The 14,224-nt window shown below is 38.5% G+C and carries 10 protein-coding genes; 9 read left to right on the plus strand and 1 reads right to left on the minus strand.

From position 1 onward, the window contains the following. The first annotated feature begins 8 nt into the window (after positions 1–8). The 5 genes from N0B48_RS09695 (at position 9) to N0B48_RS09715 (ending at position 5,799) form a co-directional block, all read left to right on the plus strand. Entirely contained in the window at positions 9–1,394 is a 1,386-nt protein-coding gene (locus tag N0B48_RS09695; RefSeq protein WP_259838579.1) for a glucoamylase family protein, read from the plus strand. Positions 1,395–1,495: 101 nt separating this feature from the next. Beyond that, positions 1,496–2,203, plus strand: a complete 708-nt coding sequence (locus N0B48_RS09700) for a carboxylesterase family protein (RefSeq protein ID WP_259838580.1) — start codon at positions 1,496–1,498, stop codon at positions 2,201–2,203. 188 nt (positions 2,204–2,391) lie between these two features. Continuing rightward, complete coding sequence (gene bglX, locus N0B48_RS09705; protein WP_259838581.1) at positions 2,392–4,719, plus strand: beta-glucosidase BglX; 2,328 nt, start codon at positions 2,392–2,394, stop codon at positions 4,717–4,719. An 86-nt stretch (positions 4,720–4,805) separates the two neighbouring features. Further along, a complete protein-coding gene (locus tag N0B48_RS09710) occupies positions 4,806–5,192 on the plus strand; it encodes a hypothetical protein (RefSeq protein ID WP_223605479.1) in 387 nt (128 codons plus the stop codon). A gap of 193 nt (positions 5,193–5,385) precedes the next feature. Beyond that, positions 5,386–5,799 carry a hypothetical protein gene (locus N0B48_RS09715; RefSeq protein WP_259838582.1) on the plus strand — a complete coding sequence of 138 codons (414 nt, stop codon included), beginning with the start codon at positions 5,386–5,388 and terminating at the stop codon, positions 5,797–5,799. Between the two features lie 107 nt (positions 5,800–5,906). On the opposite strand, the gene N0B48_RS09720 is transcribed toward N0B48_RS09715, so the two are convergent. Beyond that, the gene (locus N0B48_RS09720; RefSeq protein ID WP_167375224.1) at positions 5,907–6,056 is read right to left on the minus strand and encodes a bacteriocin-like protein; all 150 of its coding nucleotides are present in this window, start codon (positions 6,054–6,056) and stop codon (positions 5,907–5,909) included. Positions 6,057–6,459: 403 nt separating this feature from the next. On the opposite strand from N0B48_RS09720, the gene purB reads away from it, so the two are divergent. The 4 genes from purB to N0B48_RS09740 all read left to right on the plus strand — a co-directional run bounded on the left by purB (position 6,460) and on the right by N0B48_RS09740 (position 14,097). Next, positions 6,460–7,887 (plus strand): adenylosuccinate lyase, encoded by a 1,428-nt coding sequence (gene purB, locus N0B48_RS09725; RefSeq protein WP_259838583.1) that lies wholly within the window; start codon positions 6,460–6,462, stop codon positions 7,885–7,887. A 45-nt stretch (positions 7,888–7,932) separates the two neighbouring features. Next, a complete protein-coding gene (locus N0B48_RS09730) occupies positions 7,933–8,892 on the plus strand; it encodes a WG repeat-containing protein (protein ID WP_259838584.1) in 960 nt (319 codons plus the stop codon). Positions 8,893–8,901: 9 nt separating this feature from the next. Then, positions 8,902–10,326, plus strand: a complete 1,425-nt coding sequence (locus N0B48_RS09735) for a serine hydrolase (RefSeq protein WP_259838585.1) — start codon at positions 8,902–8,904, stop codon at positions 10,324–10,326. Positions 10,327–10,401: 75 nt separating this feature from the next. Continuing rightward, on the plus strand, positions 10,402–14,097 hold the full coding sequence (locus tag N0B48_RS09740; protein ID WP_259838586.1) for a phosphoribosylformylglycinamidine synthase: 3,696 nt from the start codon (positions 10,402–10,404) through the stop codon (positions 14,095–14,097). The last annotated feature ends 127 nt before the right edge of the window (positions 14,098–14,224 follow it).

The following is a 14,224-nucleotide window of genomic DNA, read 5'->3' on the forward strand; positions in this document are numbered from 1 at the left end:
TATATCTTATGAAGTTAGGCCTTATTTCTATTCTTACAGTATCCTTACTGTTTTCATGTAAAAATTCTCAGATCAAAAACACTGAAACTGCTCAGAATGAAGCCGTAAAAAGCAATATCACCGATGAGCAGCTCATGGACAGAGTTCAGAAAGATGCCCTGAAATATTTCTGGGACTATGCCGAACCTAAATCTATGCTGGGAAGAGAGCGTTACCATGAAGACAATATTTATCCTGACAATGACAAGCATGTCATCACAACAGGTGGATCCGGATTCGGATTGGCTACCCTTTTAGTAGGCGTGGAAAGAGGATTTGTTCCAAGAAAAGAAGCGGTAAAAAGACTGACTCATATGATGGATTTTCTGGCAAAAGCAGATCGTCATAAAGGCGCTTGGTCTCACTGGATCAATGGAGAAACAGGAAAAACAGTTCCTTTCGGGAAAAAAGATAACGGCGGCGACCTTGTGGAAACTGCATTCCTTACTTCAGGAATTCTGATGGTACGTGAATACTTTAAAAACGGAAATGCTGAAGAAAAAGCCCTCGCTTCAAAATGTGACGAGCTTTGGAAAGGAATTCAATGGAACTGGTATACAAAAGGAGGTGAAAAAGTACTCTACTGGCACTGGTCACCGGAATATCAATGGGAAATGAATTTTCGTTTGGAAGGATATAATGAATGCCTGATCACGTACATCTTAGCCGCTTCATCACCAACCCATCCCATCGATGCGGAAACTTATTACAAAGGCTGGGCGAGAAACGGAAATTATCTTTCAGACAAAACAAAATACGGACTTCCTCTGTATGTAAAACACAATTATGCCGAAGAATACGGCGGACCGCTTTTCTGGTCACAATATTCCTACATCGGTCTGGATCCTACCGGACTTTCTGATAAACTGGTGAAAAACTATTTTGACTTAAACAAAAATCAAGTCCTTATCGACTATAAATACTGCGTTGAAAATCCAAAACAATGGAAAGGCTACGGCCCGAACTATTGGGGACTGACAGCCGGTTACACAAGAAATGAAGACGGAAGCACAGGCTACACGGCTCACATGCCAACCAATGACAATGGCGTAATCACACCAACCGCCTCACTAAGCAGCTTTCCGTACACTCCAAAAGAATCTATGGATTTTCTGAGATTCCTGTACACACAAAAACCTGAATTCATAGGATCAGCAGGACCTTACGACGCAACTTCCGTGAATTACAACAACTGGTTTACGCCAAGATATTTAGCCATCGACCAGGGAACCATTGCTCCTATGATAGAAAACTACAGAACAGGATTCCTCTGGAAACTATTTATGAATGCCCCTGAAATTCAACAGGGACTTAAGAAATTAAGTTTTCAGTCTGAGAAATACGGGATAAAATAATCTGATTTTTAAAGACTATTTTCTTTCAATAGAAACGGGCTTTAGCCCGTTTAAATAAAAACGACACACCAAACGGCTTTAGCCAAAACCTATATATTACTATGAAATTAAAACTAAAACACCCTTCCTTTTTACTCCTGTCATTGTCACTACAGATCAATGCACAGGAAATAAAAGGAGAATTAAATAAAGAAATTAAAAGGACAGAAAAAATATCCTACATTCTGGATTACCCTCAGAAAGCAAAAGGAAATGTTCCGTTGATCGTATTTCTTCATGGTTCCGGAGAAAGAGGAAATAACCTTGAGGCAGTTAAGGCTCACAGTCCGTTTACCTATAAAAATCTGATGAAGGAACCTGTAGCGATTTTAGCACCGCAATGTCCTGAAGATTCATGGTGGGATACTGTAACGGTCTATAATCTGATCAAGGAAATTCAGAAAAAATATAAAATAGATGCCTCCAGAATTTATCTCACAGGACTTTCACTGGGAGGCTGGGGAACATTGAAACTGGCCATGGAGCATCCTGAAATGTTTGCAGCAGTAGTACCAGTTTGTGCACCTACAGATTTGATTATGTACGCGAATATCAATCAGTATAAAGATTTGAATATGAAAATTTTCCACGGAGGAATGGATGATATTGTCTTGCCGGAGAATGCTTTAAATTTTTATCAGAGATTGCATCCGGTAAATCCTTCCGCAGAATTAGTCATCTTCCCCAATGACTACCACAACTCATGGGACTCCACCTATTCAGACCCAAAACTGTATGAATGGATGTTCTCTAAGAAAAAAGGAGAATAAATTTAATTAGAATAAAGAATAAAGAATAAAGAAGCGAGCTCTACCCTCAATCAATTTTATCGCAGATAAAATCCTCGCGCCTTAAAACATAAAGCTTGAAAAAAAAATAGCGCCTTTGCGTTTTCCAACAAAAAACGTTTCCTCGTTAAAATAATAAAATTAGAACTATAATTTAAGAAGATAGATTTATGAAAAAGTTAATTGTACTCGCAGCTTTAGCACTTTCGCCCGTTTTTTCCGCACAGGAAATGGTAACCAAACCGGTGCAGTCTTACCAGACGGCCCAGTATCAGGCGAAAAGAAAAGCTTTCGTAGAAAATCTTTTGTCTAAAATGACTTTAGATGAAAAGATTGGCCAGCTCAATCTGCCGACCTCCGGAGATTTTACCACTGGACAGGCTCAAAGTTCAGATATCGGAAAAAAAGTAGAGCAGGGATTAGTAGGAGGCTTATTCAATATAAAAGGGGCTGAAAAAATCAAAGCCGTTCAGAAAGTGGCTATGGAAAAAAGCCGTCTGAAAATTCCTTTGATCTTTGGTATGGACGTGATCCATGGCTACGAAACTACTTTCCCTATTCCATTGGGACTGGCAGCTTCATGGGATATGAATTTGGTACAGCAGTCTGCGAGAGTAGCGGCGAAAGAAGCTTCTTCAGACGGGATCAACTGGACATTCTCACCAATGGTGGATATTTCCCGCGAACCAAGATGGGGGAGAGTATCTGAAGGTTCAGGGGAAGATCCGTACCTAGGCAGCGAAATTTCTAAAAACATGGTTTACGGATACCAAGGAAAAGATCTTTCCGTTGGGAATACAATTTTAGCCTGTGTAAAGCACTTTGCATTGTACGGAGCAGGAGAAGCCGGCCGTGATTATAACACGGTAGACATGAGCCACGTGAGAATGTTCAACGAATATTTTCCACCTTATAAAGCAGCTGTAGATGCTGGAGTAGCTTCTGTAATGGCCTCTTTCAATGAAGTGGATGGAGTTCCGGCAACCGGAAGCAAGTGGCTTCAGACCGATGTTCTAAGAAAAATGTGGAACTTCAAAGGTTTCGTTGTCACCGATTATACGGGAATCAATGAAATGATCGAACACGGAATGGGAGATCTTCAGCAGGTATCCGCTTTAGCTCTGAAAGCAGGAGTAGACATGGATATGGTAGGAGAAGGATTTCTGACCACCCTTAAAAAATCTCTGGATGAAGGAAAAGTTACCCAAGCGGAGATTGATATAGCAACCAAAAGAATTCTTGAAGCCAAATATGACCTTGGATTATTCGATGATCCTTACCGTTATGGCGATGCAAAACTGGCTGCAAAAGAGGTTTACAATATGGAAAACCGTAACATGGCAAGAAGTGCAGCAGCTCAGTCTATGGTTCTATTGAAAAACGAAAATCAGGTTCTGCCATTAAAAAAATCCGGAACGGTAGCGGTAATCGGACCATTGGTGAATAATTCATTGAATATGGCCGGAACATGGAGCGTGGCTACCAAACATGCAGCTTCAGTTTCGTTAATGCAGGGGCTTCAGGCTAATTATGGGAAAGAAGTGAAATTCCTTTCTGCAAAAGGAGCCAATATTGATTATGATGCTAAATTAGAAGATATTTATGCAGCTCACGGAAAAAAAACAGATCGTGACAATCGATCTAAAGAAGAATTATTGAAAGAAGCGGTTGACGTAGCCAACAAAGCAGACGTTATCGTTCTTGCCATCGGAGAATCTGCGGAAATGAGCGGAGAGTCTTCTTCAAGAACTGAGATTACCATTCCTCAATCTCAGGTTGATTTATTAAATGAATTAAAAAAAACAGGCAAGCCAATAGCGATGGTTCTTTATACAGGTCGTCCATTAGCTTTGACGAATGTGAAGGATACACCAGATGCAATTGTTAATGCATGGTTTGCAGGTTCAGAAGCTGGAAACGCTATTTCAGATGTTTTATTCGGAAAAGTAAATCCTTCAGGAAAACTTCCGATGACCTTCCCGAGAAGCTTAGGACAAGTGCCTATCTATTATAATGCAAAAAATACAGGCCGTCCGCTAAGTCAGGATAAAGTAGATAAATGTGTCTACGAAAGATTCCGTTCCAACTATATGGATGAGTGTAATACGCCACTGTACCCGTTCGGATATGGTCTGAGCTATTCTAAATTCAGCTATTCTGACCTCTCTGTTTCTAATTCGAACCCGAAAGGAAATCAGACGGTTCAGGCTACAGTAACGGTAACGAACTCCGGAAACTATGACGGTGCTGAGGTAGTGCAGCTTTACATCAGAGATATGGTAGGAAGTATTACCAGGCCAGTAAAAGAATTGAAAGGTTTCCAGAAAGTATTTCTGAAAAAAGGAGAATCTAAGAAAGTCACCTTCGACATTACCCCGGAAAGTCTGAAATTCTACAACGGAGAATTGAAGTTTGACTGGGAACCGGGAGAATTTGATATCATGGTCGGAACCAATTCTGATGAGGTAAAACATTCAAAAATCAACTGGACCAAATAATAATAACCAAAGCTGCTCAAAAGAGTGGCTTTTTCCTTTTTTGGCATGATTTTTAATAGCACATTTGTAACTCTAAAATAATAATTATGAAAAAAACGATTGTACTTAGCGCAATGTTTCTGGGTTCTTTTACCTTTGCACAAACGGTGGGTGGTGACAGAGATGCTCACGGATGCATAGGTTCTGCTGGATATACATATTCTCAGATCAAAAAAGACTGTGTAAGGGTTTTTGAGCAGAAGATCAAATTAACGGAAGTTGCTCCGAAAGGAAGCTCCACTTCAATGGCTGCCGTGATTTTCAGCAAAGACATGAAAAAAGCTGAAGTTTTCGTTCCGGATACAGATGGAGAAAGCCTTATCCTGACAAGATTGGGTAAAGGTAAAGCATGGAAGAAAGACGGCTATATATTGGTTCCCTTTAAGAAAAACGGATACCAGCTTAAGAAAGATAATGTTGTGATTTATCAATAAATCCAAATTTTATAAAATACACCTGGAGGCTGTCTGTTAAGGCAGTCTTTTTCTTTTTAAATTTCTCCGAAATCAACAGAACTAAAAAATATATGTATAAGTCTCTCGAAATGAGAGATTTTTTGTATCTTGGATTTACTAATACCTTGTTACTGTTGTTATTTTACAAAACTCAAACCATTAATATTTTACTATGAGAAAAACTATTTTATTGGGCGCAATGTTCCTCAGTTCTTTAGCCTTTACCCAACAAAAATCTCCGGTTGTAGGAGGTGATAGAGATATTCACGGCTGTATAGGCTCGGCAGGTTATACGTATTCACAAATCAAAAATGATTGTATAAAGGTTTTTGGACAGAAAATCAAATTAAAGGAAGTGGGATCAGATAAAAGTTCCACTTCAATGACGGCTGTTATTTTTAGTAAAGATATGAAGAGGGCTGAAATTTTCATCCCGGAAGGAAATGCAAAAAGTATTATTCTTGACAAAGAAGGAAAAAGCAAAATGTGGAAAAGCGGAAGCTATATCAAAGAAACATATATGTTAGTTCCTTTTAAGAAAAACGGATACCAGATTAAAAAAGATGATGTTGTAATTTATCAGTAAATCCTGATTGAAAATATAAAAAGCTATTCGTCTGAATAGCTTTTTTTTTGTTTTTAATGATGAATAACCACAAAAAAGAAGCCTGAATCAATCAGGCCTTATTTTTATTAGATGCATAATGCTTCATCATATCTTCTGCAGGCACCGTTTTCTCTGTATTGGCATGTTCCGGAAGGACAGCTTTGTCCCGGTTGCGGAACCCATCCTCCTGAAATCATTTTTAAATCGGACTTTGATAGTTTTTTTAGATTTTTCATAATAAGTTTGGTTTTAATTTGTTCTCTACTCTGTTAGCTTTTCGAGCGCCGCTGTAATGACGAATTTAATAAATAAATTGAAATAAAATCACCACTTGTTGAAAAATTAAATCAATGTTCTGGAAATTATTCAATAAAATAGAGGAAAAGATCTGTGTAATCTGCCGGATATATCTGAGCTTTAAAAGTTTTCACCAACGAAACCGGCTTCTTTTTTTTCTGTAAAAATACATGAAACCCATCCATAAGATTCTACGGAATAAAAGACTTTCAGCATTTGATTCAGTCTTTAAAAAAATATAAAAAAGATCATTGGTTTTAGTTAAAATTTAAAAGCACCTTTACAATTTTCATCTCTCACTGAAAATCCTTATTTTTGTACATCTAAAAAGTAAAAGAAAGAATGAATTCCTACAAAAATCCATTGGAAGAGCGCTATTCCAGTGAAGAAATGTTGTTTAATTTCTCACATAATAACAAATTCCGTACCTGGAGAAAGCTTTGGATAGCTTTGGCTGAAATAGAAAAAGACTTAGGTCTTGATATTACAGACGCACAGATTGCCGAGCTTAAAGCGAATGCCGAAAATATCGATTACGATAAAGCGGCTGAGTATGAAAAAAAATTCCGTCATGATGTAATGGCTCATGTTCACACGTATGGTGATGTGGCGCCTTCAGCAAAAGGAATCATCCATTTGGGAGCTACTTCGGCTTTTGTAGGAGATAATACAGACCTTATTCAGATCCGTGACGGGCTTTTAATCTTAAAGAAAAAGCTGGTGAACGTAATGAAAAACTTAGCTGATTTCTCTATTCAGTATAAAGATCTTCCTACTTTAGGATTTACCCATTTCCAGCCGGCTCAGCTGACGACAGTTGGAAAAAGAGCTACCCTTTGGTTACAGAGTTTGGTTCTTGATATCGAAGAGCTGGATTTCTTCTTGGAAACACTTCGTTTCAGAGGAGTAAAAGGAACTACCGGTACTGCTGCTAGTTTCTTAGAACTTTTCGACGGTGATTATTCAAAAGTAAAACACTTAGATAAAGAACTTTCAAAAAGATTCGGTTTTGAGAAAGTATTCGGAGTTTCAGGTCAGACTTACGACAGAAAAATTGATGCTAAAGTTGTGGCTTTATTAGGAAATATTGCTCAGTCTGCTCATAAATTCACCAACGATTTACGTCTTCTTCAAAATCTTAAGGAAGTTGAAGAGCCATTCGAGAAAAACCAGATCGGTTCATCAGCGATGGCTTACAAACGTAATCCAATGAGAAGCGAAAGAATCGGAGCATTAGCAAAATATGTGATGTCATTAACGACAAGTTCTGCTATGGTCGCTTCTACTCAGTGGTTCGAAAGAACACTGGATGATTCTGCGAACAAGAGACTGACGATTCCTCAGGCTTTCCTTGCGGTTGACGCTATTCTATTGATCTGGAACAATATCATGAATGGTATCGTTGTATATCCGAACAGAATCAACAAGCATATCATGGAAGAACTTCCTTTCATGGCGACGGAATATATCATCATGGAAGAAGTGAAAGCTGGTGGTGACCGTCAGGAAATTCACGAAGTGATCAGAGTTCATTCTATGGAAGCTTCCAAGAAAGTGAAAGAAGAAGGAAAAGAAAATGACCTTATTGAAAGAATCTTAAATGATGATTCTTTAAAATTAGATAAATCAAAATTAAAAGAAGTTTTGGATCCTAAAAACTTTATCGGTTTCGCACCCATCCAAACGGAAGAATTCATCGCGAATGAAGTTCAGCCGATTCTGGATCAGAATAAAGACCTGATAGGATTGGAGGCTGATCTTAAAGTATAAAACAGATGCAGTCTTTTGGGCTGCATTTTTTATTTTAGATTCAACATGAAAAAAACTCTTTTACTCATTACCATGATACCCATCCTTTCTTTTTCCCAGAAGAAAGAGGTTTTAAAGTATTTTATTTCAGAAGATACCTTGGCGGGAGTAAAAGATCAGGACGGAAAAATTATCGTTCCTGCCCAGTTTAAAATATATTCGGATCTTGAAGATAGAGAGCTTGTAAAAGAGGAAACTATTTATTTCGACGGTTCCAAAAAAGGAGAAACCAAAGAAAAAAATGCATGGGGATATGTGTATGATAAAAAAGGAAATTTCCTGTACAGACCCTTCTTTTATGACAATGGAGCAGATTATTTCAAAGAAGGAGTCAGAAGATTCGTTAAGGATGGAAAAGTTGGTTTTGCAGACCGCAACGGAAAAATAGTTATAGAAGCCAGACATGATTTTGTTTCCTATTTTGACTATGGTTATGCAGTATTTTGTGACGGTTGTGACTGGGAGAAAACAGAGGATGAACATAAAGGAATTGTCGGTGGAACCTGGGGCGTGATGAATACCAAAGGAGAAACCGTTAAGCCCATTGCGAAATCATCTGATAAAGACAAAGAAATCCAGGGGAAATATTATCCGAATCCGTTTCATTACAACGAAAAAGAAAAGAACATTCTTCAGTTTTTTGAAAAGCAGAATAAAACACTCTCAGGATTATATTACATCAATGTTTATCCTAAAATGTCTGATGCCGAGAAGAAATTACTTTTTGAAATTGTAGAAAGACCAAAAGAAAATTTTCGTTATTACCAGATCAAAACCTATGCTTCGAGTATGGACAGTATGGTTTCTGACCGTTTTACATTCATGGTTTCAGAAGATGGCAAAGAAAAATATACCATGGATTATAATGAAAAGATTCCTTACGAAGAATGGCTGAATAATGAAATAAAAGACGCGGAGCAGTTTCAGAAAGAACATCCCGATAATCCCAATAAATTTGTAAAATAACAATAGCCCATGAAAAACCTGTCGATTTTTTTATTGATTCTTGTATCTTCAAAGAGCTTTTCACAAAGCCAGAAAGAGATGTATTCCATCATGGAGACCAATGCACAAAAATTAAAAGAAAAATCAGGGGCTTATTCCGTATCTGTCGGAATAGTGAAAGACGGAAAAGTATATACAAAACATTTCGGGGAAATAGATAAAGGAAAAGGAAACAAGGCAGATGACAATACCTATTTTGAAATAGCATCTGTAACAAAGCTTTTTACCGGACAATTGTTGGCTCAGGCCGTTTTGGAAAATAAAATTAATCTTGAAGATGATATCCGTAAGTACCTGAAAGGATCTTATCCCAATTTAGAATACAACGGAACTCCTATTAAAATTAAAGATCTGATTTCCTACAGAACAGCGCTGCCGCGTAATCTGCCTGATGACACCGAAATCAGGAAAAAAATGTCAGATGAAACGCCTTTTCAATACAACAAATTAAGCGAAAATTATACAAAAGATCATTTTAGGCAGGACCTTCAAAAAGTAAAACTGGATACGATACCCGGAGTCAAATATAGCTACAGCAATCTAAGTCTTGAACTGACAGGTTTGATGCTGGAAAATATATATGGTAAAAGCTATGAAACGCTCCTTAAAGAAAACATCCTGTCAAAAGCAGGAATGGATCACACCAAACTGGAATTGGGTAAAGGTGAGGCCTTAGCGAATGGATATCATTCAAGCGGACGTCTGATGCCAAAATCCATAAGTTTTTTATGGGGTTCCGGTGGTTCAAAAACTAAATCGACAATGGGAGATCTGGTGAAGTTCTTACAATATGAACTGGATTCAAAAAACTCAGTTGTTCAGGAGTCTCAACGAAATATCAGTAACAGTAAGGGAGATTGGTACGGGTATTTTTGGGATGGTTATGGCCTTAGCGAACATGGAAAAATGGGGTATAAGCACGGAGGAGCATTCGGAGACCAGTTATGGTTTGCGATTTATCCCGAACTGAATATAGGGATTTGCGTTATTGTAAACGTCAGCGGTTCGGATACATTTCCGGCGCTTTATAATTCAGTGGCCAGATTAATGAATGATCTGACGACAAAACCGGGCAAGAAGGAAACAGAAGGATACTATCTGAAAGGAGATAACGTTGTATTTACGTATACACATCCAAAGAATTTAAACTCAAAACTGATCAATAGTGCTTCTGTGGCCGGTTCTTTCAATGATTGGAAGACAGACAATAAGAGCTATCAGTTAACGAAGAAAGAAGATAACCGCTTCGAGTTGGAAGTTCCGAAATCCAGTTTTGAAAAAGGAAAAACCTATACTTTTAAACTGATTCTGAACGGAGAGGACTGGATCAATGCATCAAAAAATGCTTCCAATACAGACGGAACAGACGATAATAATCTGACGTTGAAGCTTTAAAATATAAAGGACCATTATGGGTTCTGAAAAAGTAAAAAGAAAGTAATAAATCTAATATTTAAAATCTGACATCTAATGTCTAATAACAAAAGAATTTTCGTAGAAAAAAGAGGAATTTTCGATGTTGAAAGTCCAAAAATTTTTGATGAAGTAAAAGCAGTCGTTCCGGCGGTCAAAAATGTGAAAGTGTTTAATGTGTATGATATTTTCGGCCTGAATGACGGAGAATTCGAAAAGGTGGTTAACAGCACTTTTGTAGATCCGGTGACCGATATTTTACATACAGAAAACCCTGCCGCAGAGATCGGGTTTGCCATGGAGTTTCTTCCCGGCCAGTACGATCAGCGTGCAGATTCTGCCCAGCAATGTATCGCTTTACTCACGGAGAATGAGAAATCTAAAGTAAGAAGCGGAAAACTGATCCAGTTTGAAGGCGTTTCCGAAGCAGATCTTGTCAAAATCAAAGACCTTCTGATCAATAAGGTGGAATCTCAGGAAAAAGATCTTTCCATCCTCAACATTCCTGCAGATGAAGTGCCATCAAAAGTTTTGATCCACGAAAATTTCATCAACTTCAATGATGCTGAACTTGAAAACTTTTACAACAATCACGGTTTTGCATTAGGATTGGATGACCTGAAATTTATTCAGGAATACTTTAAAACAGAAAAGAGAAACCCTACCGAAACGGAACTGAAAGTTTTAGATACCTATTGGAGTGACCACTGTCGTCATACCACTTTTGAGACAGAATTGTCAGACATCCAGTTTGAAGGAGCATTCAAGCAGACATTGGATACTATTTTCAGTGACTATATCGAAAAAAGAAAATTCTTAGGCCGCGAGCTGAAACCAATCTCTTTAATGGATCTTGCGACAGTTTGTGGTAAATATTTTCATAAAACAGGGAATCTGGAGAACCTTGTCATCTCAGATGAGATCAATGCATGTACCATTAAAATCGAAGCTGAATACGATGGTAAAAAAGAACCGTGGTATTTATTATTCAAAAATGAAACCCACAATCACCCTACGGAAATTGAACCTTTCGGAGGAGCTTCAACCTGTTTGGGAGGCGCGATCAGAGATCCTTTGTCCGGAAGATCATTTGTATTCCAGGCCATGAGATTAACGGGTGCTGCCGATATTTTAGAATCGGTTGATAAAACGTTACCGGGAAAATTACCTCAGAAAACCATTACAAAACAGGCAGCCAACGGATATTCATCTTATGGAAACCAGATCGGCTTAGCCACTACTATGGTTTCTGAAATCTATGACGAAGGCTATAAAGCTAAAAGAATGGAAGTAGGATTCGTTACCGGAGCCGTTCCTGTAGATTGGGTAAGACGTGATAAGCCGGAAAATGGTGATTCCATCATTATTTTAGGAGGTGCAACAGGTCGTGACGGAGTAGGTGGAGCGAGCGGAAGTTCAAAGGTGCAGGATGAAAACAGCATCCACACCATGTCTACTGAAGTTCAGAAAGGAAACGCCGTTGAAGAACGTAAAATCCAGAGACTGTTCAGAAATCCTGAAGTAACGAAACTGATCAAGAAATCAAATGACTTCGGAGCAGGAGGTGTTTCTGTAGCCATCGGTGAAATTGCTGATTCCTTAGAAGTAAATCTTGATGTTTTACCTTTAAAATATGAAGGATTGAACGGAACGGAGCTGGCTATTTCTGAATCTCAGGAAAGAATGGCCGTTGTTGTTGATCCTCAGGATAAAGAAAAGTTCATCAAATTCTGTGAAGACGAAAATATTGTTGCCGTAGAAGTAGCAAAAGTGACTGACTCAGGAAGAATGCAGATGTTCTGGAAAGGCGATAAAATCGTTGACCTTTCAAGAGAATTCTTAGATACCAACGGATGTTCCAAAACTCAGGAGGTGAAAATTACCCACCTTGAGGAAGTAAAAGAAGAAACACCTGCTTTTACAAAAGAGAACTTCATTACCATATTAAGCGACAAAAATGTAGCTTCCCAAAAAGGACTGTTGGAAATGTTCGACTCTTCTGTGGGTGGAACTACGGTTGCGATGCCTCTTGGAGGAAAATACCAGCAGACATTGATGGAGGGAAGTGCTCAGACACTGCCGATTTTAAGAGCAAAAGATATCGAAACGGTTTCTTTTGCAAGCTGGGGATTTGATACAGGAATCTCAAAACAGAATTCACTCTTAGGAGCTTCTTATGCGGTCGTGGAAAGTGTCGCTAAGATCGCTGCCATGGGAGGAGATTACAAAAATATCAGATTAACGTTCCAGGAATATTTCGAAAAACTGGGTCAGAATCCTGAGAAATGGGGGAAACCTTTGGCTTCTCTTTTAGGAGCTTATGATGCTCAGATCAATCTTGGTCTTGCTGCGATCGGAGGAAAAGACTCGATGAGTGGTACGTATCAGGATCTGAATGTTCCGCCGACATTGATTTCATTTGCTTGTGCTAATGGTGAAAAGAAAAACGTTATTTCTCCGGAATTCAAAAATGCCGGAAATAAATTGTACTTCTTCAGTCATGTTCCTCAGGAAAACGGACTTCCTAATTATGAAAGCTTAAAAGAAATCTTCGGATTTATTTTTGACAATATCAAGGCCGGTAAAATTGTTTCTGTGAAAACCGTTAAAGAAGGCGGTGCAGCAGTAGCTTTAGCGAAAATGAGCTTTGGAAACAGATTGGGAGCAGACATCACAATTGAGGAGAATGCTTTATTGGCTAAAAATATAGGTAGCTTAATCATTGAATCAAAAGAAGACTTGAACAATGCTTCTCTTCAGCAGATTGGTGAAGTAAAAGATTCAGGTGTTTTAAAAATCAACCATCTTGAGTCTCAAATTTCAGAACTAGAATCTGCGTACACAGGGACTTTTGAAAACCTTTTCCCAACGCAGGAAAAAGAAAAATTAACGATTGAAATCGATGAGAAATCAAACTCAATCAACCCACGAAATATCATCATTAAAAAACACGGAATTGCTCAGCCGAAAGTATTTGCTCCTGTATTCCCGGGAACAAACTGCGAGTACGAAACGCTGAATGCATTCCATAAAGAAGGAGCGGTCATCAGCAGCCTTCCGTTGAAAAACATCAGTCACCAGTTATTGGATGAAAGCATCGATGCGTGGGTGGAAGAGATCAGAACCTCTCAGATTCTTGCATTCTCAGGTGGTTTTTCAGCAGGTGATGAGCCGGACGGTTCAGCGAAATTCATCGTTAACGTTCTTAAAAACGAAAAGATGAGAAATGCTGTCCACGAACTATTGGACAGAGATGGAATGATCATCGGAATCTGTAACGGTTTCCAGGCGTTGGTTAAATCCGGTCTGTTGCCTTACGGAAGAATTAAGGATCTGGATGAAAATTCTCCGACACTGGCTCACAATGCCATCAGAAGACATATCTCACAGATGGTAAATGTAAAAGTGATCAATGACGAAAGCCCTTGGTTAAAAGGAATGAAAGATCAGGTATTCACCATTCCAATCTCTCACGGTGAAGGACGTTTCATGGCTTCAGAAGAAGAAATTAAGAAATTGTACGAAAACGGGCAGATTGCCACTCAGTATATCGATCTTGACGGAAACATCGCCCACGGAATGCCATTCAACCCAAATAATTCATTATTCGGAATTGAAGGCGTTACCAGCCCTTGCGGAAAGATTTACGGAAGAATGGGACACCCGGAGCGTTTTGCAGAAGGCCTCATGAAAAACATACCGACCGCAAACTACCACAACATATTCAAAAACGGAGTAGAATACTTCAAATAAAAATAGAAATGATCGCCACTGAATGGCGGTCATTTTTTATATCAGAATTCTATTAACGGATATTTTATTTACGCTTAAACACTGGCGAAGTCAGAATTCTTTGCTTTTCTTAAACCAAGTATATATT

Source organism: Chryseobacterium herbae, from assembly GCF_025154075.1.
Lineage (GTDB): Bacteria > Bacteroidota > Bacteroidia > Flavobacteriales > Weeksellaceae > Chryseobacterium > Chryseobacterium herbae.

Coding starts and splice junctions, on each gene's coding strand:
- N0B48_RS09695 (WP_259838579.1), top strand. CDS start 9: ATGAAGTTAGGCCTTATTTCTATTCTTACAGTATCCTTACTGTTTTCA.
- N0B48_RS09700 (WP_259838580.1), top strand. CDS start 1,496: ATGAAATTAAAACTAAAACACCCTTCCTTTTTACTCCTGTCATTGTCA.
- bglX (WP_259838581.1), top strand. CDS start 2,392: ATGAAAAAGTTAATTGTACTCGCAGCTTTAGCACTTTCGCCCGTTTTT.
- N0B48_RS09710 (WP_223605479.1), top strand. CDS start 4,806: ATGAAAAAAACGATTGTACTTAGCGCAATGTTTCTGGGTTCTTTTACC.
- N0B48_RS09715 (WP_259838582.1), top strand. CDS start 5,386: ATGAGAAAAACTATTTTATTGGGCGCAATGTTCCTCAGTTCTTTAGCC.
- N0B48_RS09720 (WP_167375224.1), bottom strand. CDS start 6,056: ATGAAAAATCTAAAAAAACTATCAAAGTCCGATTTAAAAATGATTTCA.
- purB (WP_259838583.1), top strand. CDS start 6,460: ATGAATTCCTACAAAAATCCATTGGAAGAGCGCTATTCCAGTGAAGAA.
- N0B48_RS09730 (WP_259838584.1), top strand. CDS start 7,933: ATGAAAAAAACTCTTTTACTCATTACCATGATACCCATCCTTTCTTTT.
- N0B48_RS09735 (WP_259838585.1), top strand. CDS start 8,902: ATGAAAAACCTGTCGATTTTTTTATTGATTCTTGTATCTTCAAAGAGC.
- N0B48_RS09740 (WP_259838586.1), top strand. CDS start 10,402: ATGTCTAATAACAAAAGAATTTTCGTAGAAAAAAGAGGAATTTTCGAT.